The organism is Mesosutterella multiformis (assembly GCF_003402575.1).
Taxonomy (GTDB): domain Bacteria; phylum Pseudomonadota; class Gammaproteobacteria; order Burkholderiales; family Burkholderiaceae_F; genus Mesosutterella; species Mesosutterella multiformis.
In genome coordinates, this window is record NZ_BGZJ01000001.1 from 1,732,102 (window position 1) to 1,757,133 (window position 25,032).

At 60.4% G+C, this 25,032-nt stretch carries 19 protein-coding genes and 1 tRNA gene; 9 read left to right on the plus strand and 11 right to left on the minus strand.

From position 1 onward, the window contains the following. Window positions 1-100 precede the first annotated feature (100 nt). From lpdA to M4NBBH2_RS07915, 3 genes are read right to left on the minus strand one after another with little or no spacing between them, the layout of a single operon-like run. A complete protein-coding gene (gene lpdA / locus M4NBBH2_RS07905) occupies window positions 101-1,528 on the minus strand; it encodes a dihydrolipoyl dehydrogenase (protein WP_116270419.1) in 1,428 nt (475 codons plus the stop codon). 12 nt (window positions 1,529-1,540) lie between these two features. After that, window positions 1,541-2,809, minus strand: coding sequence for a 2-oxo acid dehydrogenase subunit E2 (locus M4NBBH2_RS07910; RefSeq protein ID WP_116270420.1), 1,269 nt, complete (start codon window positions 2,807-2,809; stop codon window positions 1,541-1,543). A 53-nt stretch (window positions 2,810-2,862) separates the two neighbouring features. Further along, window positions 2,863-5,685, minus strand: coding sequence for a 2-oxoglutarate dehydrogenase E1 component (locus M4NBBH2_RS07915; RefSeq protein WP_116270421.1), 2,823 nt, complete (start codon window positions 5,683-5,685; stop codon window positions 2,863-2,865). Window positions 5,686-5,965: 280 nt separating this feature from the next. Here M4NBBH2_RS07915 and M4NBBH2_RS07920 point away from each other — a divergent pair, with 280 nt between their 5' ends. Continuing rightward, complete coding sequence (locus tag M4NBBH2_RS07920) at window positions 5,966-6,982, plus strand: malate dehydrogenase (RefSeq protein ID WP_116270422.1); 1,017 nt, start codon at window positions 5,966-5,968, stop codon at window positions 6,980-6,982. A gap of 123 nt (window positions 6,983-7,105) precedes the next feature. Further along, complete coding sequence (locus tag M4NBBH2_RS07925) at window positions 7,106-7,621, plus strand: PIN domain-containing protein (RefSeq protein ID WP_116270423.1); 516 nt, start codon at window positions 7,106-7,108, stop codon at window positions 7,619-7,621. A gap of 4 nt (window positions 7,622-7,625) precedes the next feature. Here the strand turns inward: M4NBBH2_RS07925 and M4NBBH2_RS07930 are convergent, their stop codons facing one another. The 6 genes from M4NBBH2_RS07930 to M4NBBH2_RS07955 all read right to left on the minus strand — a co-directional run bounded on the left by M4NBBH2_RS07930 (window position 7,626) and on the right by M4NBBH2_RS07955 (window position 13,123). Further along, window positions 7,626-8,942: a DNA recombination protein RmuC gene (locus tag M4NBBH2_RS07930; RefSeq protein WP_116270424.1), complete on the minus strand. Its 1,317-nt coding sequence runs from the start codon at window positions 8,940-8,942 to the stop codon at window positions 7,626-7,628. Window positions 8,943-9,069: 127 nt separating this feature from the next. Beyond that, window positions 9,070-9,792: an amino acid ABC transporter ATP-binding protein gene (locus M4NBBH2_RS07935; RefSeq protein ID WP_116270627.1), complete on the minus strand. Its 723-nt coding sequence runs from the start codon at window positions 9,790-9,792 to the stop codon at window positions 9,070-9,072. 32 nt (window positions 9,793-9,824) lie between these two features. Next, the gene (locus tag M4NBBH2_RS07940) at window positions 9,825-10,568 is read right to left on the minus strand and encodes an amino acid ABC transporter permease (protein WP_049687094.1); all 744 of its coding nucleotides are present in this window, start codon (window positions 10,566-10,568) and stop codon (window positions 9,825-9,827) included. A 118-nt stretch (window positions 10,569-10,686) separates the two neighbouring features. Beyond that, the gene (locus M4NBBH2_RS07945) at window positions 10,687-11,460 is read right to left on the minus strand and encodes a basic amino acid ABC transporter substrate-binding protein (RefSeq protein ID WP_022444000.1); all 774 of its coding nucleotides are present in this window, start codon (window positions 11,458-11,460) and stop codon (window positions 10,687-10,689) included. A gap of 256 nt (window positions 11,461-11,716) precedes the next feature. After that, window positions 11,717-11,962, minus strand: coding sequence for a hypothetical protein (locus M4NBBH2_RS07950; RefSeq protein ID WP_116270425.1), 246 nt, complete (start codon window positions 11,960-11,962; stop codon window positions 11,717-11,719). Between the two features lie 1,084 nt (window positions 11,963-13,046). Continuing rightward, window positions 13,047-13,123: transfer RNA gene (locus M4NBBH2_RS07955), tRNA-Arg, on the minus strand. 325 nt (window positions 13,124-13,448) lie between these two features. On the opposite strand from M4NBBH2_RS07955, the gene M4NBBH2_RS07960 reads away from it, so the two are divergent. The 7 genes from M4NBBH2_RS07960 to gltS all read left to right on the plus strand — a co-directional run bounded on the left by M4NBBH2_RS07960 (window position 13,449) and on the right by gltS (window position 23,571). Further along, complete coding sequence (locus tag M4NBBH2_RS07960; RefSeq protein WP_116270426.1) at window positions 13,449-14,876, plus strand: lyase family protein; 1,428 nt, start codon at window positions 13,449-13,451, stop codon at window positions 14,874-14,876. 53 nt (window positions 14,877-14,929) lie between these two features. Continuing rightward, complete coding sequence (gene dcuC, locus M4NBBH2_RS07965; RefSeq protein ID WP_116270427.1) at window positions 14,930-16,300, plus strand: C4-dicarboxylate transporter DcuC; 1,371 nt, start codon at window positions 14,930-14,932, stop codon at window positions 16,298-16,300. Window positions 16,301-16,426: 126 nt separating this feature from the next. After that, window positions 16,427-17,248: an SGNH/GDSL hydrolase family protein gene (locus M4NBBH2_RS07970; protein WP_116270428.1), complete on the plus strand. Its 822-nt coding sequence runs from the start codon at window positions 16,427-16,429 to the stop codon at window positions 17,246-17,248. Between the two features lie 100 nt (window positions 17,249-17,348). Beyond that, on the plus strand, window positions 17,349-18,185 hold the full coding sequence (locus M4NBBH2_RS07975) for a MetQ/NlpA family ABC transporter substrate-binding protein (protein ID WP_116270429.1): 837 nt from the start codon (window positions 17,349-17,351) through the stop codon (window positions 18,183-18,185). 143 nt (window positions 18,186-18,328) lie between these two features. Next, the gene (locus tag M4NBBH2_RS07980) at window positions 18,329-20,143 is read left to right on the plus strand and encodes a SulP family inorganic anion transporter (protein ID WP_116270430.1); all 1,815 of its coding nucleotides are present in this window, start codon (window positions 18,329-18,331) and stop codon (window positions 20,141-20,143) included. A 125-nt stretch (window positions 20,144-20,268) separates the two neighbouring features. Further along, window positions 20,269-22,146, plus strand: coding sequence for a peptidase U32 family protein (locus M4NBBH2_RS07985; protein WP_116270431.1), 1,878 nt, complete (start codon window positions 20,269-20,271; stop codon window positions 22,144-22,146). Between the two features lie 177 nt (window positions 22,147-22,323). Continuing rightward, window positions 22,324-23,571: a sodium/glutamate symporter gene (gene gltS, locus M4NBBH2_RS07990; protein WP_116270432.1), complete on the plus strand. Its 1,248-nt coding sequence runs from the start codon at window positions 22,324-22,326 to the stop codon at window positions 23,569-23,571. Window positions 23,572-23,682: 111 nt separating this feature from the next. Here the strand turns inward: gltS and M4NBBH2_RS07995 are convergent, their stop codons facing one another. Both M4NBBH2_RS07995 and M4NBBH2_RS08000 read right to left on the minus strand, forming a co-directional pair. Further along, window positions 23,683-24,537, minus strand: a complete 855-nt coding sequence (locus M4NBBH2_RS07995) for a PfkB family carbohydrate kinase (protein WP_116270433.1) — start codon at window positions 24,535-24,537, stop codon at window positions 23,683-23,685. After that, window positions 24,537-24,842: a hypothetical protein gene (locus tag M4NBBH2_RS08000; protein ID WP_116270434.1), complete on the minus strand. Its 306-nt coding sequence runs from the start codon at window positions 24,840-24,842 to the stop codon at window positions 24,537-24,539. Before M4NBBH2_RS08000 ends, M4NBBH2_RS07995 begins: the two co-directional genes overlap by 1 nt. Window positions 24,843-25,032: the final 190 nt, after the last annotated feature.

The following is a 25,032-nucleotide window of genomic DNA, read 5'->3' on the forward strand; positions in this document are numbered from 1 at the left end:
GAGCTCCTCCCGTAAGGAATCGGCCTGAATCGCATCCGGCTGTAAAAAAGGGAGAGAAGCAATGCTTCTCCCCCCTCTCTTCAGACTGTCACGCGGCCGGTCAGCTATTCATCGGGCGCCCGAGAACCGTGAGCGCCGCTTCCCGGATCGCCTCAGCAAACGTCGGGTGGGCAATCGTCGTGAGCGCCACATCCTCGCACGTCGCTTCGGTCGCAAGGATAAAGGACGCCGCGGCGATCAGCTCTCCCGCCTCAGACCCCAGAATATGGATTCCGAGCACCCGGTCATTCTCAGCGTCCGCCACGATCTTCACGAACCCGTCTGTCTGACCCTGAGCCCGGGCGCGGCCGTTCGCGGAGAAAAACGCCTTCCCGGCCTTCGCCGTGTAGCCCTCGTTCCGGGCCTCGGCTTCCGTGAGCCCTACCCAGGCGATTTCAGGATGCGTGTAAATCACGGAGGGGACAAGCCGGTGATTGATCACCGGATGCTCACCCGCGATCTCTTCGGCGACCGCTACGCCTTCGTCACTCGCCTTATGCGCGAGCATCGGTCCACGCACGAGGTCTCCGATCGCGTAGACCCCGGGGAGATTCGTGCGGCACCCCTCATCCACTTCGACAAACCCCCGGGCGTCCGCCTTCAGCCCCACGGCTTCCGGATTCACGGACTGCAGCGCCGGGACCCGCCCGATCGACACCATCAGCCGGTCAAACACCGCTTCCTTCTCTTCATCCCCGGTGCGGTAACGAACCACGACACCGTCCGCCCGCTTTTCAACGGACTCCACACGGCACCCGAAGTGGAACGTAAAGCCGGTCTTCTTATAAACCTGAAGCGCGGCGCGCGAAATCTCCTCATCCGCGATTCCGAGGAAACCGGGAAGCGCTTCAAGCATCGTCACTTCGGCCCCCAGCCGCTGCCACACAGCGCCGATCTCAAGCCCGATCACGCCGGCCCCGATGATACCGAGGCGCTTCGGAACCGAGGTCTGCTCCAGACCTCCGGTCGAGGTGAGAATCGTCTTTTCATCCGGCGTAACCCCGGGAAGCAGGCGGGGAACAGAACCCGCCGCCACCACAACGTTCGCCGCCGTGATTTCGGTGCCGTCCGAAAGCCCGATCTTCCAGGCACCGGGCTTTCCGCCCGGAAGGAAGTGCGCGGATTCCGGGAAGAATTCGACCCCGTTTTTCTTAAAGAGCCAGAGAATGCCGTCGTTCGACTTCCGGACCACTTTGGCGCGGCGCGCCTGAATCACATCGAGATCAAAGGACGCCGGTCCGACATTGATACCGAGTTCGCGGAATGTCTCACCCGCGGACTCGTAGGCGAGAGAGGACGCAAGCATCGCCTTGGACGGGATGCAGCCGACATTCGTGCAGGTGCCGCCCGGGGCCGCCTTTCCATCCGCGTCCTTCCAGGGATCCGCCGCCGCGGTTTTAAACCCCAGCTGGGCTGCGCGGATCGCGCATTCATAACCGCCCGGCCCCGCTCCGATCACAAAGACATCAAAATCAATTCCATCTGCCATCAGGCGCCCCCCTTAAAGAAAGATCCGGACAGGATTCTCAATGAGTGAACGGAAGAAGAGCAGCGCGTCTGACGCCGTTTCCCGCTCTACCATGCGGCTATCGAAGGAAAGCGCCGCCACCGCCACACGGCGGGGTTCCCAGGTGCCGTTCTTCCAAACCGCTGTTTCCTCAGCCCGGTGCACCGCAAGCGTCGCGGCCTGAGGCGGCGTCACAGCGGGGGTCGATGAAATCGTACCGGCGCCGCGCCCCGTGATCAGCGTGATGTCGCCAAGCGACAGTTCCTGCGGCGTGAGGCTACCCGCCTCAGCCCGGCTCTTCAGGTCTGACAAGCGGCGGAGGAGCCCCGCGATCCCTTCGCGGCGGGACGCGACAACAGCCGGGTAAATGGTGCCAAGCGCCGTATCCACGGCGAGATTCACGAGAGCCGCTCCGGATGCCGCGGCCGGCGCGATCGCGGGGAAGGCTTCGGCCGTACGGGAAAGCGCGGCGGCAAACACCGCGGACGCTTCAAGCGGCACGCCTTCACGCGCTTCAAAGGACGCCGACTCGCTTTCGATCAGGTCAAAAAGGGATGTGACATCCACCTTCTCGAAAAGCGTCACTGCGGCCGTGCCGAGGCTCGAATTCAGCCGGACTGAGGCCGCCGCTGACGCGACGCGCGAAGTGTCCCGCGACACCGCGTGCGGCGCGGGGAAGAAAACAGAAACCGGGGACTCTGCCGGCGCGGCAGCCTGCGGCGCGGGAGCCGCTGCCGGTGCCGCGGGCGCAGGAACCGGCGCGGGCGTCGGAAGAGCGGCGGCCTTTGCTTCCACGTCTGCCTTCGTCACGCGGCCGCCGACCCCGGTGCCCTGAAGCGCGCGGGCATCGATTCCGGCTTCAGCCGCGGCCCTGAGGGCGGACGGCATCACGCGGGACTCAGCGGGTTTCGCAGCCGGAGCCGGGGCGGCTGCCGGAGCTGCAGCCTCAGGAGCCGGCGCGGGCTCGGGGGCAGGAACCGAAGCCACGGCGGCTGCGGCTGGGACATTCTCGGCCTTCGCCGCGCCCTCTTCCACCTTCGCCACGACATCACCGGTCTTCACCGTATCCCCTTCCTTCACGAGGATCTCGGTTACCACACCGTCGCACGGCGCGCTCACTTCGAGGACCACCTTATCCGTCTCAAGCTCAACGAGAACCTGATCCTCTTCCACCGGGTCACCCGGCTTCACCTTCCAGCCAAGCACCTCGGCGCTCGACACCGATTCGGATAGTTCCGGGACTTTGATTTCAATTTCACTCATGCTTATCTCTCCGGGGCGGCGAAATCTTCCGCCGCCCTCCGATCAGGTTGTCGTTATTCGCCCTTCACACCACGCCAGGACTTCACAGGCGTACCGAACGCGGCTTCCAGCAGCGCCGCCTCCTCGCGCTTGAATCGCGCGGCGTAGCCCGTCGCAGGCGCCGGATTCTCATCACGCCCGGCGTAGGAGAGCCTCACGCTGCTCGGGATCAGATCAAGGAGCTGCGGGAAGAGCGAGTTCCACGGGCCCTGATTGCGCGGCTCATCCTGGCACCATACGACTTCGTCGAGCCCCGGATAGCGGGAAAGCTCGGTCGTGAGAAGACCCGCGGGGAACGGATAAAGCTCTTCCACCCGGATAAGCGCCACGTCGTTCCGCGAAAGTTCCTCACGCTTCTTCAGGAGGTCGTAGTACACGCGGCCGCTCGCGAGCACGGCGCGCGTGACGCGGGCCGGATCGACCGCCGCGTCACCAATCACCGGCTGGAAGCCGCCCGACGTGAGGTCACTTAAGGGGCTCGCGACATTCGGATTACGGAGCAGGCTCTTCGGCGTAAAGAGAATCAGAGGTTTACGGTACGGACGCAGCACCTGACGCCGCAGCACGTGGAAAATCTGAGCTGCGGTGGTCGGCTGCACGACAGAGAAGTTGTCGCCAGCCGCGAGCTGCAGATAGCGTTCAACACGCGCGGAACTGTGTTCCGGGCCCTGCCCTTCGTAGCCATGCGGAAGCATGAGAACGAGACCATTCTGACGGCCCCACTTCGCTTCCGCTGACGAAATGAACTGATCGATGATTACCTGAGCGGTGTTCGCAAAGTCGCCGAACTGCGCTTCCCAGATCACCAGGGCGTTCGGCGATGCGGACGCGTAGCCGTACTCAAACCCCATGACGGAGTATTCAGAAAGCGGCGAATCCTCTACGGTAAACGGCGCCTGATAGCGGGAAACATGCTGCAGCGGAATATATTCACCCACATCACGCTTCGCGCGGTCCTGATCATGCAGCACCGCGTGGCGGTGAGAGAACGTGCCGCGGCCCGAGTCCTCGCCCGAAATCCGGACGGGGTGGCCTTCAGAGAGAAGCGACGCGAAGGCGAGGTGCTCAGCCATGCCCCAGTCCACCGGAGCCGCGCCTTCCGCCATCTGGCGGCGGCTGTCGAGCACGCGGATCACGAGCGGATGCAGCCGGAACGCCGCAGGCACCGCGGTAATCGCGCGCCCCAGCTCAGTCAGCTTCGCGACCGGAACGCTCGTCGCGGGTTCCGTCCTCGCCTTCCCGATCCAGGGGCTCCAGTCCACCACGTGCTTCGCGCGGAGTGACTCCGGGATGACGCGCGGATTTTCACTCTTCTTCAGACGGTCGCGGACATAGCGGTCCATTTCCTGCGCACGGCCTTCGGGGATCGTGCCGTTTTCTTCCAGCGCCTTGCCGTAAAGCTCACGCACCGTGGGGTGCACGTCGATCTTCTTATACATCAGAGGCTGCGTGACTGCCGGCGTGTCCTGCTCATTGTGGCCAAGGCGGCGGTAGCAGACGATATCGAGCACCACGTCGCGGTGGAAACGGAGGCGGCACTCCATCGCGATCTGCGTCGCGAGCGCCACGGATTCCGGCTCATCGCCGTTCACATGCAGCACCGGGGTTTCCGTCACCTTCGCGGGGTCCGTGCAGTAGAGCATGGAGCCCTTGTCGCGGGGATCAGACGTCGTAAAACCGATCTGGTTATTGATCACGATGTGAACCGTGCCGCCGGTCCCAAAGCCTCGGGTGGAGGCGAGGTTCAGCGTTTCCTGCACGATGCCCTGGCCCGAGAACGCGGCGTCGCCGTGAACGAGAATGCCAAGCACCTGGTTCCCTTCGCGGTCACCGAGCTGATCCTCACGCGCCCGGACCGAGCCGAGCGCCACCGGATCCGCGGCTTCGAGGTGCGAGGGGTTGAACTCCATCGACACCCAGATCGGGCCCGAGGCGGTCGGGACCGAGTTCTCAAAACCGTTGTGATACTTCACGTCGCCTGACGGGAGGCTCTCCGCAGACTCCTTTCCGTCAAATTCGTCGTAAAGCGCCTGCAGATCCTTATTCTGAATATTCACGAGAACATTCAGTCGGCCGCGGTGCGCCATGCCGATCACGATTTCCTTCATTCCGCGGGACGCGGCGTCTTCCACGATCCGGTCCATCGCGACGATAAAGGACTCACCGCCCTCGAGCGAAAAACGCTTCTGACCCGTGTAGCGCTTATGTAGGAAGTGCTCCAGCCCTTCGCTCGCGGTCAGCCGCTCAAGAATGTGCACCTTCGCTTCCGGCGTGAAGGACGGGGCGGAGCGAATGGATTCAAGCCTCTGCTGCCACCACCGCTTCTCTTCCGGATCCGTGATGTACATGAATTCCGCGCCAATCTTTCCGCAGTACGTTTCGCGGAGCGCTTCAATCAGTTCACGGAGCGTCATCGAGGCGCGGCCGAAATACGTGTTCGCGGTTGAGAAAACCTGATCGAGATCCGCATCGGTAAGCCCGTAGTACGAGGGATCAAGCTCCGGGATCACACGGGCAGGCTGATTTTTCAGAGGATCCAGGTCCGAGATCTCGGCGCCGAGATTCCGGTACGCGGCGACGAGCTGCTGCACCGCGACCTGGCGCTGCGCGAAAGCGAGCACCTCATTCTCCGGAATGCAGCTTGGGCGGGCTTCGGCTCCGGCCCGGGCGATGACGCCGGAATCCGGGACCGCGCCGGTCTCAAGCTGCGTGAAGTATGTCTGCCAGGCTTCTGCCACCGCGCCCGGGGATTCCTTCCACCGTGCGTATAGCTTCTCGATATAGGAGGCGTTGCTCCCGAGCGCCGGCCCTGCGGCGGCCAGATTCATCTGATCCATCTTCTAGAGACTCCCTTCGCCCGCACAAAAACGCGCGCGGCTCTTTTACGTGTCTCTATTTTGTCCCGAAAACGGAATGAATGACAGGACACAGGAAACTCCTGATTTACGGTACTGCTTTTCACTGTAAAAGCCGTTTTTCTGCGTGTAGAATCGCAGAAGAACCCTGCCGGAAACACACAAAATCAGTACCGGCCGGACGTTTCTGAACACCTGGCGAAGATCGTCCCCCGCGTTCCCGCCGGGCGATCCCAAAATCCAAGGAAGGAGATAGATTCAAATGGCTTGTCCTGCAAATCATCCGAAGCTAAATAAGACTGTCCGCGTCGCCGTTACGGGTGCCGCCGGCAACATCGGTTACGCTCTGCTCTTCCGCCTCGCGAGCGGTGCCGTGTTCGGACCCAATACGCCGGTTCAGCTGCAGCTGCTCGAACGCGATAACGAACAGAGCAAGGCTGCCCTGCAGGGCGTCTGCATGGAGCTCTTCGACTGCGCCTTCCCGCTGCTCACGAAGGTTGTGACGACGAGCGACCCGCGCGTTGCCTTTGACGGCGCCAATGCCGCCTTCCTGATCGGCTCGATGCCGCGCGGCGCCGGCATGGACCGCTCGGACCTGCTGCTCGCGAACGGCCCGATCTTCCAGGAACAGGGCCGCGCGCTTGACGAAGCGGCTGACCGGAACGTCAAGGTGCTCGTGGTCGGCAACCCCTGCAACACGAACGCCTACATCGCCTATCACCACGCCCCGAATCTTGATCCGAAGTGCTTCAGCGCCATGATGCGTCTTGACGCGAACCGCGCTGTCGCTCAGCTTGCCGAGAAGACCCAGAAGCCGGTCTGCTCGATCCAGGGTGTCCGCGTCTGGGGCAACCATTCGAACTCGATGTACCCGGATATCACCGCTGCCACGATCGCCGGCACCGCGGCGACCGAGCTCGTCGATGAAGCCTGGTATAACGACTACTTCCTCCCGACCGTCGCGACGCGCGGCGGCGCGATCATCAAGGCCCGCGGCAAGTCCTCTGCCGCCTCCGCCGCCTCCGCCGCGATCGACCATATGCGCGACTGGTGGAATGGCTCCGACGGCCGTGTGGTCACGATGGCGGTTCCCTCTGACGGCTCCTACGGCATTCCGGAAGGCATCGTCTGCGGCATGCCCGTGATCTGCACCGGAAACGGCAACTACGAAATCGTGAAGGATATTGAATTCACGGCTGCCGGCCGCGCCCGCCTCGATAAGACGGTGGCTGAACTCGTGAAGGAAAGCGAAACCGTTGCTCCCCTGATCGCGGAGTAACCGGACCGCGTGAAGCCGCGCCGGCCCTCACGCCCGTGAGGTGCCTTGCGGCTTCCCCTTCTGCACCGGCCGGGCTTCGCCCGGCCGATTCTTTTTGTTTAGTGACCGAAAAACCGAACCCCGATGCCAATTGCTTCTGAAATCCAGTCTCTCCTTGATCAGCTCCGGTCCGCCCCCGCGGCAAATGATCCCCCGGACAGCAGCGCCCTCACCGTGATTGTCGACACGAACGTGCTCCTCGACTTCTGGGCGTTTCATGATCCGAAGACCGAGGCGCTGCTCCGACTGATTGAGGACGGCACCTGCACGATGCTGCGGGATGAGGCAACGGAAAACGAATTCGCGGAAGTGATTCACCGGCCGGGGTTCAGACTGTCACCTGAAGAGCAGACCGCGATTCTCACTCACTGGTTCCGAATCGCGCGCCGCCCCGCGTCCCCGGCGAAAGACGCGCTTGCCCGGTGCCGCGATCCGCTTGATCAGAAGTTCTTTGACCTCGCCTCAGGCTCCGGCTGCCCGCTGATCGTGAGCAAGGATAAGCTCGTGATGAAGGCCGGCCGCCGTTCCAGAAAAGAAGGCACCGCGGTGATGCTTCCGGGGGTCGCCGCGCGCTGGATTGAGGCGCAGCGGAAAGCCTGAGAACTCAGCCCCTCGGGGGTTCCGCCTCTGAAGCCTGAATAGCCCCGGCACTCGACTCCGATTTATCGCCAAACGCGTCATCCGATGGGAGCGTCTCGATATCGGCGAGACTCCGGTCCACGCGCTCCGTCCGTTTCTGAACCCGTTCCACCGCTTCCTGCGCCTGGCGGAGCCGCTTATCCACCGCGTCCATCGCGGCCGCGAACGCCTGGAACTCACTCTTCACACGGCCAAGCAGCTTCCACACATCCGCGCTCCGCTCCTGAATCGCGAGCGTCCGGAACCCCATCCGGAGAGAATTAAGGAGTGAGGAGATCACCGTGGGGCCGGCAGGCGTCACGCGCCACTTCTGCTGCAGCTCGTCAAAGAGGCCCGGAATCCGAAGCACCTCAGCGTACAGACTCTCGGTCGGCAGGTACATGATCCCGAATTCCGTCGTATACGGGGCCTTGAGATACTTTTCCGCGATATCTTTCGCGAAAGCGAGAACGCTCGTCCGGAGAGACGCCTGCGCGGACGATTCCGCGTCCCGGTCCCCCGCTTCACGCGCCGCTTCAAGCCGCTCCCAGTCCTCTCGCGGGAACTTCGAGTCAATCGGAAGCCACACTGGCGTCGAAGCATCCGGGCCCGGCATCCGGACCGCGAATTCAACCCGCTTTCCGGTCCCGGGAACGGTTTCGACATTGGTGCCGAACTGATCCGGCGTGAGGATCTCGGAAAGGATCGCGCCGAGCTGCGCCTCACCCCAGGTGCCGCGGGTCTTCACGTTCGACATCAGGCGTCGGAGGCTGTCCACGTTTTCAGAAAGCCCCTTCACTTCCCCGAGCCCCTCTTCAAGCGCCTGAAGCTGGGTCGCCACGAGGCGGAAATTTTCCGAGAGCCGTGTCTGAAGCGTTGTCTGAAGCTTCTCCTCGACCGTTGAGCGCATCTGCTCAAGCTTCGCATCGTTCTGCGCCTGAAGCGCGGTGAGTTTCTGGAACACCGTTTCGTTCACCGCGTTGATCCCGGCGGCAAGCGACGACTCCATCGAGGTGAGGCGCGCCGCCTGGCTTTCCGACCCCTTCCGGATCAGGTCAAGCGACTCCCGCCTCACCGCTTCCATTCCCTCGCGGTTCAGGCTGTTCGCCTGGGTAAGCCTCATCTCAAGCCGGTTCTGGCGCGCCTCCGCGGCGTCCGAATTCCGATCCAGCGCGTCCCGGATCGCGGCTTCAAGCGCCGCCGTATCCGTCTCCTCACGCTTTTCCCCGAACGCGATCTTCAGAAGCAGCACCGTGCAGAGCGCTCCGAGCGCGACTGACAGCATGAGAAGAAAAGAATCCATGAGGAGTGACTCCTAAAACACGAGAAAAACAAAACCGTTCCGTGATTGTAGAAAACCGGAGAGGAAAATGAAAAAACCGGCAGAGGAAAATCCCCTGCCGGCCGAGGTTCCGAGCGATTGAATCGCGTCAGAGCACGTGCTTCAGGAAGGCGCGGGTCCGCTCTTCACGCGGATTCACGACCACCTCTTCCGGCGTTCCCTCTTCGACGATCACGCCGCCATCCATAAAGATCACGTGATCCGCGACCTCACGGGCGAAGCCGATCTCATGCGTCACAACCACCATCGTCATGCCTTCACGGGCGAGCTGCGTCATCACGGCAAGCACTTCGCCGACGAGCTCCGGGTCGAGCGCTGAGGTCGGTTCGTCAAAGAGAATCGCTTTCGGATCCATCGCGAGCGCTCGGGCAATGCCGACACGCTGCTGCTGGCCGCCTGAAAGCCGCACCGGGTATTCATCGGCGCGGTCTTTAAGCCCCACGCGGTCCAGCATGGCAAGCGCCTTCTCCCGGGCTTCGGCCTTCGATTTGTGACCGACAACCACCTGACCGATCATCACGTTTTCGATCACCGTGAGATGAGGCCAGAGGTTGAAGCGCTGGAACACCATGCCGAGATGCTCACGCAGGTGATTGAGGTTCGTGCGGCGGCTCGTCACTTCGATGCCGTCCACGAGGATGCTTCCCGAGTCCGCTTCCTCGAGCGCGTTGATACAGCGAAGGAGGGTTGATTTCCCGGAGCCAGACGGCCCGAGAATCACCACTTTTTCGCCGCGCTTCACATCGAGGTCGATCCCGCGCAGCACCTGAAGCTTTCCGTAGCTCTTCTTCAGCCCCCGGATCTGAATCATGACGTCGGAAGACATGTTTTTCTCTTCAGCCATTATTTGTCGTCTCCCTTACCCATATGTTTTTCGAGCGCGTGGATGCCGCAGGCAAGCGCAAGCGTCATCACCCAGTAAATCGCGGAAATCGTGAGATACGGCTCCCAGTAGCGGGCGGAGGCGCCAGCCACCGTACGGGCGGCGTAGGCGAGCTCCGTGAGACCGATCGCGGAGACGAGTGACGAGTCCTTCAGAATCGCGATCGCGTTGTTCCCGAGCGCGGGGAGCATACGGCGGAAGGCCTGAGGAAGAATGATGTGGCGCATGCACTGCCAGTACGTCATGCCGACCGAGCGCGCAGCCTCAGCCTGCCCCTTATCGAGCGACTGAATGCCGGCACGGAACACTTCACTCATATAAGCGCCGGCGTTCAGCGAAATCGCGAGGAAACCGGCGATCAGCGCGCCGTAGTTGCTTCGGAGGTCGCGCGCGAGCTCACCGCTCACGAGGAGCCCGTCCACCGGGTGCACAAACACCGGGAGGACCGCGAAGTACATCAGGAAAATCTGAACGAAGAGCGGTGTGCCGCGGAAGAAGCTCACCCAGATCGTCACGGGCCACCGGACACCGAAGTACAGCAGTGCCTTGAGAGGCTGATGGCGGGCCTGCGCCATGCGGGCCATGCCGAGAATCATGCCAAGGAACACGCCGCAGATAACGCATGCGAGCGTGAGCTTGACCGTCATCTCCGCGCCTTCAATAAAGAGCGGCCAATAGTCGGAAAGGACGTCGAAACGGAACATTTGAAGTCAGTCAGTGCGGGAACCGGAGGGAATCAGTGAGGCTCTCAGGTTTCCGGATAATGAAAAGCCCCGGCTCCGGCGGAAGTGCCGCGGGAACCGGGGCGGAAAGCCTGGCGGATTACTTGATCGGGAGCTTCGGGACCGGCGTGTTGCCGAACCACTTGTGATAGACCTTCGCGTAGGTGCCGTTCTTATAGACCTTGCGGAGACCATCATTAATCTGGGCGAGCAGCTTCGTGTTGCCCTTGCGGACCGCGATACCGAAGTACTGTTCCTCGAAATTCGGGTCGCGCGTCATGTTGAAGTGCTTGCCGGGGTTCTGCTGCGCGTAGTACGCGAAGACACCGACGTCACCGATCGCGGCGTCGACACCGCCCGCATTCAGCTCTTCAAGCGCGAGAGGGGTGTTGTCGAAACGCTTGATGTTGGGGCTCGCCTTGCCGAAAGCCTTCGAGCAGACGATATCGCCCGCGGAGTTCGCGACGACAGCAACTTTCTTCCCCTTCAGGTCATTGATCGACTTCACGCGGAGGTTACGCTGCGTGAGGATCAGCTGATGCGCGGCAAAGTACGGAAGCGAGAAATCCACCGTCTGCTGACGCTGCGGGGTGATCGTGATGCCGCTCATAATGATGTCACGGTCGCCGTTCTTCACGGATTCGAAGATCACGCCCCAGAGCGTGTTCTGGAACTTCACCTGGAAGCCCGCTGCCTTCGCGATTTCCTTCATGAGGTCGATATCAAAGCCGACGATCTCTTTGGAAGGAGCCTGGAATTCAAACGGACGGTAGGTCGCGCCGGTGCCGACGGAGTAAACCGGGGCGGCGATGGCCGGAGCTGCAGTGAACACCGCGGCGGCAGCGGCCGCAGCGAGCAGGGAACGCCTCTTCATGAGCGAATCTCCATTTTTCTGGATAAGGGACCCACAGGGAGCGCGGCCGAAATAGGGGTGAGCGGCAGCGCGGCCTCAAGCGGGAACTTAAAAATCGAGAGGTAATCTTAGTACGGAATCCAGACGGGCGTCGAGAATTTTTTAGTAAATTCAAGCGTAAGCCCGCGCGAAGCCCAGATACGATAATGCCCTGGTCCGACGAATCAGATCAGGGCATTACTGCTAACTGTCAGCTGCCACCTGGGCAGCGGAACAATTACTTGGCAGCGGCGGAAGAAGCCGGAGCGGAAGCAGCAGCAGAGTCAGCCGGAGCGGAGGCAGCGGCAGAAGCCGGAGCGGAAGCAGCAGCAGCGTCAGCAGCGGCGGAAGAAGCGGGCATAGAAGCAGCAGCGGACGGAGCAGCGTCAGCAACGGAAGAGGCCGGAGCAGAAGCCTGCTTGGAGCAAGCAACAGCCATCATGGCGATAGAAGCGGCGGCAACAATCTTCAGAGCGGTATTCATTTTTGAGACAATCCTCTAAAACAAACGTCCATCTAGGATGGAATCTATAAACTATAAACTGTTCCCCCAGAAGTGGAGTGCGTAAATGTCGCTGCATTTCTGGTGAACAGAGCCATTCTATCTACTTTCGCGTGTGAGTGCCAACGGAATTAGGATAAACGCCAACCGGATATAACCCGGTAATGTAAACCCTAATACCGCCGGCCCGACGCCGAGACAGCGGGGCTCTTGGGAAACGTGATTAAAAAAGCCCCGGAAAATCCGAAGCTTGCTTTCTCATCCTGGGTTCTGCCCAGGAATCAAAACACAGGGGAGATTGTATTCCGCCCCCACCCCCTTGGCTATCACGCAAATTAGGATGGTTTGGCACCGTAAGCACATACCCTGATAGGCCGCTTTTTTCCTATTTTATCGGGGTCTCCTTTTTCCACAGGTCGTTTTTCCCCTGTAGCGGGAATAAGAACTCGGTACCCGAAATTGTCCACAAAACCGGGCTCAAAGCCCCGGTTTCAGCGTGCTGAGAAGCGGTATCCTCCGCTTCCTAATCTTTTTCATAACCCCGGGCAGCCGCGCCGGGTTTCTAGAACCAAGGTCTCAAGGGGGTACGGGGCTCCTCCCCTCTCCTATCTCGTCAATACGGGATCCCAGGAGTTTCCGGAAATCGTCTGAAAGGCCCGGTGGAGGAATCAAAACACTGAGGGGGTTCTTTCCCCTCTCTATATATATTAGAGGGGATCGTTTTTTCCTTCCGGAAACCCCATCCGAATCCGGCTTCCGGCCCCGAAAAAAGAGGCCCTTCCCGATATAAGAAGAGCCTCGTCAAGAATTCATTCCACTGCGGTACCGGCATTGCTAAGCAAGCCAGTGATGGATGAACTAAAACACCCGTCAGTATAGCTTCGCTCCCACGCCTTCGCAGAAAACATTACGTAATTTTACTTTCCGGGTAATGTCGCTATTTGGGCCCTGAATTCACCCGGAGAGCGGAGGACCGGCTTCCCGTCCGACACCGTCGGCCGCCGGCTCAGCGCGGATATAAAGAAAAATCCCAGAACACAGAGTGTTCTGGGATTTAGGAATTTTGTGGTGCGCCCGGTAGGATTCGAACCCGCGACCCCCTGGTTCGTAGCCAGGTGCTCTATCCAACTGAGCTACGGGCGCAACTCAGGATGAGAATCTTATATGCGGGAATTCCATTTGTCAAATTTTTTTCTTCACTTTTTTCTTCCGGATCGTCCCCGGAATTTCCAGCAGCAGGAAAAACAGAGAGTTCCAGGCATCTTTATCTTTTCGGCTTCCTGTCACTCACGCCCATCCTCCGGCATTTTCTCCCTGAACCACGGCCGCCCGGTATATCCCAGCCGGCAGAATCCGATAATTTTGCGTTTTACGCAATCAGAGTTTGCGGATTCTGCTTTTACTTCTACGTCTTCCGGACTACATAATGTAGCCATCAGTTCAGGATAAAAGCCTTGGGAGCAGAAGCATGGCACGGATGGATGAATTTGACTGGCTCACGGAAATCAACCGCGCGAGCATTGTGACGAATCTCCGGTCGGGACTTATCAATCACAGCACCGCCGTGATGGCGGCTGACGCCCTGAGGGGGGTCGTGTCCGATGTGGAAAGCGGAAAGTCTCCCCGCGCGAAGCGCGTGATTCTCTACGAACCCCTTCTCATCGCGAAGGCCGGTCCCGAAGTCACCGTGATTCATGCGGGACGTTCTTCCCAGGACATGCATTCCACCTTCAGGCTCGCGATGCTGCGGAGCGCGACACTTGACCTGATGGAGACGCTTGACGGGACGCTCGATGACCTCGCGCTCTTCGCCCGGAAAAACGAATCCACGCTCCTCCCGGCCTATACGAACGGGGTCGCGGCGCAGCCCACCACGCTCGCCCATCTCCTTTCCGGCTACATCGCGGGCTTTGCCCGGGACCGTGAGCGGCTGAGCGAATTCTATATCCGCATGAATGAGTGCCCGATGGGATGCACCGTGCTGAACGGCACCGGGTGGCCGCTCGACCGGAACGGGATGTCAGACTTCCTCGGGTTTGACCGGCCGCGGCGTAACGCTTTTGACGCGACCCAGATTTCGCAGGTTGATCTCCCGGTGGAACTCGCCGGCATCGTAGCCGCGATCGGTCTCCATGTCGGGGAAATGATCGGCGGCATCATGACGCAGTACGCGCAGCCCCGCCCCTGGCTCCTTCTTTCTGAAGGAGGCGACAACACTTATGTTTCTTCCGCCATGCCTCAGAAGCGGAACCCGGGACTCCTCAATAACACCCGCGCGGAAGCCTCTGACGCCGTCGCAGCGGCCGAAGGTGTCTTCCTCCGGGCGCATAACGTGGTCTCCGGCATGATGGACGGAAAGAGCGCCGGAAAAAACACCGGGATGGCGGACACCGCGTCCTCCGCTCTCACGAAGCTCCGGCGCGTGATCGCGGGGATTGTCGTGAACCGCGACCGGGCGCTCGAGGAACTGAATCTCGACTGGACCGCGAGCCAGGAAATCGCGGATCAGCTCATGCTGAAGCACGGACTCCCCTTCCGTATCGGCCACCACATGGCAAGCGCCATGGTGAGCTGGGCCCGCGCGCATGACGTCCGCCCGAGTGACTTCCCGTATGACGAAATGAAGGCTCTCTACCGGAAAGAGATCGAGTCCGAATTCCCTGACGCGTCGCCTGACCTTCCGATGACCGAGGCCGAATTCCACTCCTGCCTCGACCCGAAGTCGATTCTTGAGAAGCGTCAGACCGCGGGAAGCGCGAATCCGAAGGAAACTTCCGCGATGCTCTCCGAACAGGAAGCCCGCATCGCCTGGTACCGGGAGAACACCGCGATGGCCCGCCGCCGGGTCGCGTCCGCGCATCAGGCTCTTGCGGACGCCTTTGACGCGATCCGCTGAAGCCTCAGACCTGCGCCGCTCACTTTTACTGCTTCCTCAAAGGAGGATTGATCATGAGCATATTTCTGCCCATGCTAGGGGTTGTTGTCACTATTCTGGCCGGCTGGGCCATGATCCGTCGTTACCAGACGCATATCGTGCTGCTCTTCTCAGGGCTTATTCTGGTCGCTACCGCCGCGTTTCTCGCCGGTGTCGATATCCTGCCGAAAGGCGTGAAACCCTCCGGTTTCGCGGGGTTTGATATCTTCAATCTCCTCGTCTCAATCGGTAAGAAGCAGGCCTCAGGGATCGGATTCCTCATCATGGCGGCCGGCGGCTTCGCGGCTTATATGGAACGGATCGGTGCCGCGAACGCGCTTGTCCGCATCACGGTGTCTCCGCTTCGGAAACTGAACAGCCCGTACATCGTGCTTGTGCTCGGGTACCTCATCGGTCAGCTTCTCGTGATGGTGATCCCGAGCGCCGCCGGTCTCGCGATGCTGCTCCTTGTCGCGCTTTACCCGATTCTGAAGGGCGTCGGGGTGTCCCCTGCCGCGGCTGTCGCCGTGATCGGCACGTCGGCCGGCATGACGCTCGGGCCCTCCTCCGGCACTGCGAACCTCGCGGCGAAAGTCGCGGGACTCGACCCGATCATCTACTTCGTGCAGTATCAGCTTCCTGTCGCGATCCCGACGCTCATCGCGGTCGCTGTCTGCCACTACTTTGTGCAGCGCTACTACGACCGGAAGGGGGACGATGTCTACCAGGACGCCGATCAGGTCCAGGCGAAAGAGGTGCCGTCGGTGCCTGTCTGGTACGCGGTCTTCCCGCTTCTTCCGATCGCGCTGATGATCATCTTCTCGAAACTCGTCATTTCGACCGTGAAGCTCGATACGATCGCCGCGCTCTTCCTTGTCTGGGTGCTCGTGATCCTCGTTGAGCTTATCCGGCTCCGCAGCCCGAAAAAGATCTTCAAGGACGCCATGGCGATGTTCCAGTCGATGGGAAAGATGTTCGGCGGCATTGTCGCCCTGATTATCTGCGCTGAGTTCTTCGCGAACGGCCTCAAGGTTTCGGGTGTTATCACGGCGCTCATCAATTCCGCCCAGGGAATCGGCGCCGGGATGCTCGAGATGGCGGTGATCCTTGCTCTGATCGTGGGTCTTGTCACGTTCCTCACCGGGTCCGGTGTCGGCGCGTACTCAAGCTTCGCCGCACTCGCTCCTGATGTGGCGCATGGCCTCGGCGGCACGGTGGCTTCGCTTGTGACGCCAATGCAGTTCGCGTCCGGCATGTTCCGCGCGATGTCCCCGGTGGCTGGTGTCATCATTGCTGTTGCCGGCGCCGCGGGTGTCACCCCGATCGCGGTTGTCCGCCGCACCTGGCTCCCGATGACGGTCGGCATGATCGTGACTTTCGCCGCGAACGCGATCTTTATCGGCTGACAGATACACTCTTTTTTCTCTGCCCCGGATGAATCCCATCCGGGGCGAGACTATAGATGAAGCACCCCATTCCTTTCTCTGAATCGTTCTCCGTTAAACGGAACCACGCTTTCAGAAGGAGCTGAAATGAAATCTCTGATTACGCTTACCGCGGTTCTCGCCGCGATGCTCTCGGTGTCCGCTGCCGCGAACGCCCTGCCGCTTGATACCTCCGTAAAGCCCGCGGTGACGAGCCTCTCGAACCCGGCCCCGAAAACCGGTCTCTATGTCGGCAACTCCTTCACGTACTACAACTGCGGGCTTGTCGGCTATGTGCGGGGGTTCGCGAAAGCCGCAGGCATCCCGTGGCGCGCCCGTCAGATCACGATCAGCTCAGGCCGCCTCTCCTATCACCCGATGGCACAGTATCTCGCGCCGCATGAGCTCGACCCCTACGCGAAAGGCAAGGTGAAGGACGGAAAGCTCACTGCCCCGATGTTTGACGTGGTCTTCATTCAGGCGCTCAGCACGGAGCCGATCGACGCGAAAAGCATTCCAACCTGGAAAAAGTATCTGAAGTCTGAAGTCGCCGAAGTGAAAGCCGCGGGGTCTGAACCCGTGGTGGTTGTCACCTGGGCGAAGAAGGATCACCCGGAAGACACGAAGAAGCTTGCTGACTCGATTATTTCAGCCGCAAATGAGAATGGGGCCGCAGCGCTCCCCGTGGGCCTCGCCTTCGCGGAAGCCCACGCAGGCCGTCCGGATATCAATTTCTACGCGCCGGATAAACGGCATCCGTCTGCCGCGGGTTCCTATCTCTATGGCGCCGTGGCTTACAGCTTCCTCTTCCACCGGTCACCTGAAGGCCTGAAGTTCCTCGGGGGCTGCGATAAGCCGCTCTCCGAAGCGGACGCCGCGTACCTTCAGTCGGTCGCCTGGAAAACCGTCAGGGCTTTCTACGGCTGGTAGTCATCCGGAATACATTTCCGTTCTACAATAATTCAACAAAGAGGAGCGGCTTCCCTTATCGCCTCTCCTCTTTGCCATATCCACTAAAGGAGAAACATACATGCAGAGACGCGTATTGCTCAGTTCCGCGGCCGCCCTTGCCGCCGCGCTGACCGCCTGCGGTAAGAAGGAACCGGCAGCTTCCGCTGCCGCCGCTTCGAGCGCCGCTTCCGGTGAACTTCGCCCGATCACGATCGGCGTTACGGCCGGCACGAGTGAGGAAGTCGCTGAAGTGGTGACGAAGGAAGCCGAAAAGGCCGGCCTTAAGGTCACGGTGAAGGTGTTCGGTGACTATCAGACGCCGGACGCCGCGCTCGCGAGCGGTGAAATCGACGCGAACAGCTACCAGCATGAGCCCTTCCTTCAGGCCTACAACGCGAATAACAAGACTGACCTCGTTGTGGCCGGAAAGACCTATCTCGCCCCGCTCGCCCTCTACTCGAAGAAGATCAAGAGCGCCTCTGAAATCAAGGACGGCGCGACGATCGCCATTCCGAATGATCCGTCGAACGGCGGCCGCGCGCTTCAGCTCCTCGCGAAGCAGGGCTGGATTGAACTAAAGCCCGATGTCCCCGCCACCAAGGTGACGAAGGCTGATATCACGAAGTACGTGAAGAAGATCAAGATCGTCGAAATCGAGGCTCCGCAGCTGCCCCGCTCTCTTGACGACACGACCGCTTCCGTGATCAACGCGGGCTACGCCTTTGCCGCGAATCTCACGAAGAAGGATCAGATCGTCGCCGAAGACAATACGTCTCCGTACGTGAACATCATCGCCGTGAAGAAGGGCCGTGAGACCGATCCGTCGATCGTGAAGTACATCGAAATCTTCCACACGGAGCCCGTGAAGAAGTTCATCGAGGATAAGTACAAGGGCCAGGTGGTTCCCGCCTGGTAATCTCTGTTCTTTCCCGCAGGGAAACCGGTTTGGTATAGCGCCCGGAGGGGATCCTCCGGGCGCTTTTTTGTCCAGTCGGCGGCTTTGGCTATATAGTAAAAGGCATTACGTATACGAAAAAGCCCGATAAGAGATAAAGCGCGATGAATAAGAACCGCCCAGATTCCTCAGATCCAAATCCCAAGAGCGGGATTATCGGGCGGATTCTGTCGTCATTTGAGTCGCTTTCCGCGATCGGCGCAGTCCCCGGACCCCGGACCGCGGCCGCGTTTGCCCGTCTCCACCGCGCGGACTTTATCGCCGGTCTCTCCGTGATCGGGCTTTTGCTCCCGGAAGCGGTCGCCTATGCCGGCATTGCCGGAATGCCGCCCGCCTCCGGCCTCATCGCGCTTTTCTGCGGTCTCGCCTGTTATCTGCTCATCGGCCGCAGCCGCTTCGCGATTGTGTCCGCCACGAGTTCCTCCGCTCTCGTGCTCGCCGTCGGTGTCGCGACACTCTCCGCGGTCCAGGCGGACGCGGATCCTGAGACGCTCGCCGCCGTGCTTGTCATGATGACAGGCTTCTGGTTCCTGCTCGCGAGGCTCCTTGGCTTCGGGCGCGCCTCAAACTTTGTCGCGAAACCGGTGCTCCGGGGCGTCACGATGGGACTCTCGCTCACCATCACGCTGATGCAGCTTCCAAAGCTCTTCACGCTGACACCTGACACCATGTCGCCGTTTGGACGGCTGTTCCACACGGTTCAGGCGCTTCCGACACTCAGCCCCGCGCCGCTTCTCTTCGGTGCCGCGGCGCTCGTCATTCTCCTTTTCTGGCGGTGGCCGAAGCAGCCCGCGAGTCTCTGGGTGATCGCGGTGTCGGTAGCCGCGACCTACGTGATCCCATTCCCCGAGTACGGCATTCCGCTCGTCGGGAATATCGACCTGCATCGGAACGCTCTGTCGCTCGAAAGTCTCGCGAACGCTGACTGGATCGGCGCTATTCAGATGAGCGCGGCGCTCTGCCTCATGGTGTACGCCGAGTCTTACTCAAGTATCCACGGGGCGGCAGCCCGCCACGGTGACTCCCCTGACACGAACCGGGACCTGATCGCGCTCGGCACCGCGAACGTTGTCTCAGGGTTCTTCGGCGGGCTCGCGGTGGGCGCGGGCTACTCAGCGACAAGCCTGAATGAGGAGTCCGGCGCGAAAAGCCGGCTCTCCGCCGCAACGGCTCTCGCGGTCTGCGTTCTGGCGATCATCTTCCTCCTTCCTCTGGTCGAGCGGATTCCGGAACCGATCCTCGCCGCCATTGTGATCAATGCGGTGTCGCACGGTCTTTCCCCGAAGCCCCTGCTCCCCTACTTCCGCTGGAAGCGGGACCGGCTGCTCGTCATCTCGTCCTTCCTCGCGGTCGCGATTCTCGGCGTGCTGAATGGCCTTCTCGTTTCTGTTGTCCTCTCCGTGGTGTTCATTCTCTTCAACGCCGCGGAGCCGCATGTCTCGGAACTCCGCCATCTCCCGGGGTCTCACAGCTACGTGAACCGGCTGATCTTCTCCACCGCGACGCCGGTGCCTGGGATCCTGATCCTGCGGCTTGATCAGCCGATGTTCTTCGCGAACGCCGAACCGATGATGAAAAAGACAAAAGCGATGTACGAGGCGCGGCGTCAGGCAGAAAAGATCTCCATCCTGATTCTGAGTCTTGAGGAATGCGCGGACCTTGACGGCACCGGTATTGAAGCGCTTCAGATGTTCGCGCGAGACCTCGCGCGCTCGAACTGCCGCCTCTTCATCTGCCGTCTCCACCGCCGGGCCCGTGAGGCGCTCTCTCACGCCGTGATTCCGGAGCTTCCGCTCACCTCGCTCTCGTTCCTCTCGGTTGACCGCGCGGTAAAGGCCGCGGTTGAGCAGAATAAGACAGAACTCGAACTCCTCACGCGCTACCGGAAAGCCGCGGCCTTCCGCACCGAGAACGACTAGACCCGCACGGGCTTTCCTTGAGCGCTTAAAATGGCGCAGCCTCTTTTCTTCTCCTGAAACGGACTCTCTCCGCTTCAGGTGACGGGCGCCTCTCCCCTTCTTATCTCACTGATTTTCAAAGCGACATGCCACATAATCCTCAAGCACTGGAACTCCTCTCGCCCGCGAAGAACGCGGACATCGGTATCGAGGCTTTCCGCCACGGCGCGGACGCTGTCTATATCGGCGGGCCGTCCTTCGGCGCGCGGTCCGCGGCCGGGAACAGCCTTGAGGATATTTCGCGGCTCTGTGAAACGGCGCACCGCTTCCGCGGCCGCGTCATGATGACTCTCAACACCATTCTCCGGGATGAAGAGATTGAACCCGCGGCGAAGCTCGCCTGGGACGCCTGGAACGCGGGCGTTGACGCGCTGATCGTTCAGGATATGGGGCTTCTCGAAGCCGATCTCCCGCCGATCCAGCTTCACGCCTCAACGCAGTGCGATATCCGGACGCCTGAAAAAGCGAAGTTTCTTGAAGAAACCGGGTTCTCGCAGATCGTGCCGGCGCGCGAACTGACGCTTCCAGAAATCCGCGCGATCGCGGATGTCCTCACTTCAGCCCGAATTGAGTTCTTTGTGCACGGGGCGCTCTGCGTGAGTTACAGCGGCCAGTGCTACGCGAGCGAAGCCGTGAAGTGCCGGAGCGCGAACCGCGGTGCCTGCGCCCAGATCTGCAGGCTGCCCTTTGATGCCGCGCTTGAGGACGGCACGGTTCTTGCGCGCCATCAGTACCTGCTCTCCCTCAAAGACAACAATCAGAGCGGAAACCTTGCAGAACTCGTCGCGGCCGGTGTCCGGAGCTTCAAGATTGAGGGGCGGCTGAAGGATATGGACTACGTGAAGAACATCACGGCGTTCTATCGGAAGAAACTGGACGCTTTTCTCAATACTCACCCCGAATACGCGAAGGAAAGCGTGGGAGATGTCCGTTTCTCCTTCACGCCGGACCCCGCAAAGACCTTTAACCGCGGCGCGACGGAATATTTTGTTCACGGCCGGATTCCTCATATTGCGACCATCACGACGCCGAAAAACGCCGGTGAACCGATCGGCACCGTGAAGAAAATCAATGCCCGCTCCATCGTGATCCGCGCGAACGAACCGCTTCATAACGGCGACGGTCTCACGTTCTACGATCAGAAGGGGGAACTCTCCGGGCTCCTCGCGAACCGCGTCGAACCGCTTGAAGGGCGGACAACGGAAATCTTCACGCGTGAGTCCCCCGCCAAGCTCGCGAACCTCCGCCCCGGAACACAGATCCTCCGGAACCACGATCAGGCCTGGACCCGGGAGCTTGAGGGTGACACCTCAGTCCGAAAGATCCCGGTGAGGATTGAGGCTTCCGTTGATCCGAAGGGCATTTCGCTTTCGATCGAGGACGCCGAAGGGTGCCGCGCGGCGATCCGCGAAACGATGGCGCTCGATCCCGCGAAAAACGGCGCGAAGTCGCTTGAGCAGCAGAAAAACGCGCTTTCAAAGCTTGGCGACACTGACTACCGGGCCGATACGATCGAGCTTCACGAGGAAACGCCGCTCTTCGTTCCGGTTTCAGTCCTGAATAACCTTCGTCGGTCGCTCGTCGAAAAGTTTGAGGAAGCGAGGCGCGGCGCCTTTACGCGCTGGGAGCGGGCTCCCGTGAAGGTGGTTCCCTTCCCCGTGAAGACGCTTGACTACCGGGCGAACGTCTATAACAGCCGCGCGAAGGCGTTCTATGAAGAGCGCGGCGCGACCGTCACCCAGATGGCGTTTGAAACCGGCGAAGTCCGGGGTGAAGCTGAACTCATGCACTGCCGTCACTGCATCCGATATACGCTCGGTATCTGTCCGAAGGAAGCGATCAAGCGGGGTGAAAAGATCCGCCCGACCCCGATCGTTCTCACCTCCGGCCCGATGAAATTCATCGCCCGCTTCCACTGCGGCCCGTGCGAAATGACACTCCACGGTGAACGGACCCGCGGGTGACATTCCGGTCTCCGGCGAAAGAGCCGGCAGCGCTTCATCCATCCTGCTGCCGGTTTCATTTAGGACTTCAGCCGTAAAGACTACCTCTTAGAGCATTTACCGTAAATGCGGTATTAACAAAATCCATTTGTAGCAGATAATGGCTTTTACCTGTTATTTAATTAAAAGAAGATTCAAATGGATTATGCGTTCAAAGGCGGAGTGCTCTTCGTCAACGTAAGCGCCATTCAGGCGCTCGCGCTCGCGGTGCTCACGTACTATTTCGGCGTCTGGGTGAAGAAGCACGTCAGCATTCTCGAGAAGTACTCGATTCCGAGCCCGGTGGTCGGCGGCATTCTGTTCTCCATCGTGCTTTCGATTCTCGACGGCATGAACATCATGAAGGTGCATTTTGATTCGTCGCTGCAGACGCTTCTGATGCTTGCCTTCTATACGACGATCGGCCTTATGGCGAGCCTGAAGCTGATCAAGAAGGGCGGCACACTCCTCGTCTCCTTCTTCATCGCGGTTTCTGTCCTCGTGGTGCTGCAGAACCTCGTCGGCATGACGATCGCTCAGGCGATGGGGCTTGATAAGCATTACGGCATTCTCGCCGGTTCCGTTTCCATGATGGGCGGTCTCGGCACGGCCGCGGCCTTCGGTCCGTTCTTTGAACACACCTACGGCGTCACGGGCGGCACGGCGGTCGGCATCACGGCTGCCACGTTCGGCATGGTCGCGGCGCTCGTCCTTGGCGGCCCGTTCGGCGAATGGGTGATTCACCGCTACAAGATTCAGACCCCGAAGCAGCCGCATGAGCCCGAGGAAAAGCTGATGCTGCCCTCTGACACCGAAGTGTCCATCACATCCGAGCAGCGCGCGAACACCCCCACGTTCACGGACGAACTGATGAAGGCCGGCTCCATCGTCGCGCTCTGCATGGCGCTCGGCACTGTGGTTTCGAGCTACCTCGGTCAGTACATCACGCTCCCCGCCTATATCGGCTCCATGATCGTGGCCGCTATCGTCCGCAACATCGGTGACTTCACCCACTCCTTCTCTGTTGAAGGCAAGGGACTCAACGCTGTCGCTGACATCAGCCTGATCCTCTTCGTCACGATGGCGATCAACTCGCTGAAGCTCTACGAACTCGTGAATCTCGCGATTCCGATGATCGTGATTCTCGCGGCCCAGACTGTGCTGATGCTTGCCTTTGCCTGGCTCGTCTTCATCAAGCTCTTCGGCAAGGAGTACGACAACGTGATGCTCGCTGTGGGCGGCATCGGTTTCGGCATGGGCGCTACGGTGAACGGCCTCGCGAACATGCAGGCGATCGGCGAAAAGTATGGTTCTTCGGCCCGCGCCTGGCTCATCGTGTCGATTGTCGGCGCCTTCCTGATTGACCTTGTGAACGCGCTCGTGATCACCTACATGGGTACGCTCTGAGTGTGATGTCTTCCGGGCGGCTGCGGCCTCCCGGAAACCACACTCCAAAAAAACGCTCTGGACCGGATAGATCCAGAGCGTTTTCATTTGTTTGAAAGACAGCGCGCGGCTTTACGCCTTAGGCGCCGTCTGATCGATGATATCGAGTGAGGCCTCAATCTGCAGGCCGTCAAACTTATTCGCGACATCCTTATTCGCGAGAATCATTTCGTACACCGCGTCCATCGCGGACTGCGTGGATTCACGGATCGGGAATCCGGCCATCGTGCGGCCGATGAAGACCGAGGAGAAGATGTCGCCGGTTCCGGAGAAACTGAGCGGAATGAGCTTATAGGGAAGGATGAAATGGTGATCCGCCTTCGCGTCGTACCCGCAGACAACGGAGCCTTCCCCTTCCACCTGCATGCTCGTCACCACGACAGACCTCGCGCCCTGATCGCGCAGCTTCGCGATCAGCGCCTTCGCGTCATCCATCGAAATCGGTTCCTTCGAATAAGGAATACCGGCGAGCAGGCAGGCTTCCGTGTAATTCGGAAGCAGGAAGTCCGAGACCGGGATCAGTTCCCGCAGGAAGCCGACCGTCTCCTCAGGAAGCCCCTGATAGAGCGAACCTTCATCGCCCATGATCGGGTCCGTGAAAATCAGAGCTCCGGCGGCGCGCTGCGCCTGGCAGAAGGCACGGACGAGCGAAGCCTGTTCAGCGGACGTCATGAAACCTGTCGACACCGCATCAAAGTGGAACCCCAGATGCTGCCAGATGCGGAGCGTATCCCGCATGTAGTCCGTCGTATCGAGGAAAGCGTATTCACCGTACGCGAAGTTATTCGACACCAGCGCGGTCGGAAGGTTATAGAGGTCGTAGCCCAGGTGCGTGAGCACCGGAAGCATGGCGGAAAGCGCCACTTTGCTGTAGCCCGCCACGTCTGTGATCAGAAGCACCTGCTTCCCTTTTCCGTTTTTCTGCATCAGTTCTTTCCTCTTTTTTCACTCTGCTCCGCGGCCGCTTTTCCGGCCGCCTTCGGACTTTTACCCCGACGGCTGTGTTTAGCCTCCCGCTGCGCGGCAGATTCTCTTTCCGTCGTTCGGATCAGCCTCTCGCGTTCGAGTTTCGCCTTTTCATCCATCATGCACTTACCGTAGGCGAACATCAGCGCCAGCACGCCGACACCCCCGATGGTGAGAGGGCTGTCTGACAGGTGAGCGGCAATCCAGGCCGCCGCGAGTCCCACAAAAACACTGACGGCCGCCGGGGCGAATCGGATTTTCGGCATTTCGGTAAACCTTTACGCGTAAACAGCTGATCGGTCCATTCTATAGGGAGAGCGAAGAGCCTGTGCCGAACCGCGCGTAAGCGGATAAATCGTGGCGCTCTTCCCCCTCCCTCCCAATCTACCGGATATTAGCGGCAGATCTGTCAAAAACTCTTCAAAATTCAATCACTCAGAAAACGGCTCCCCGGAA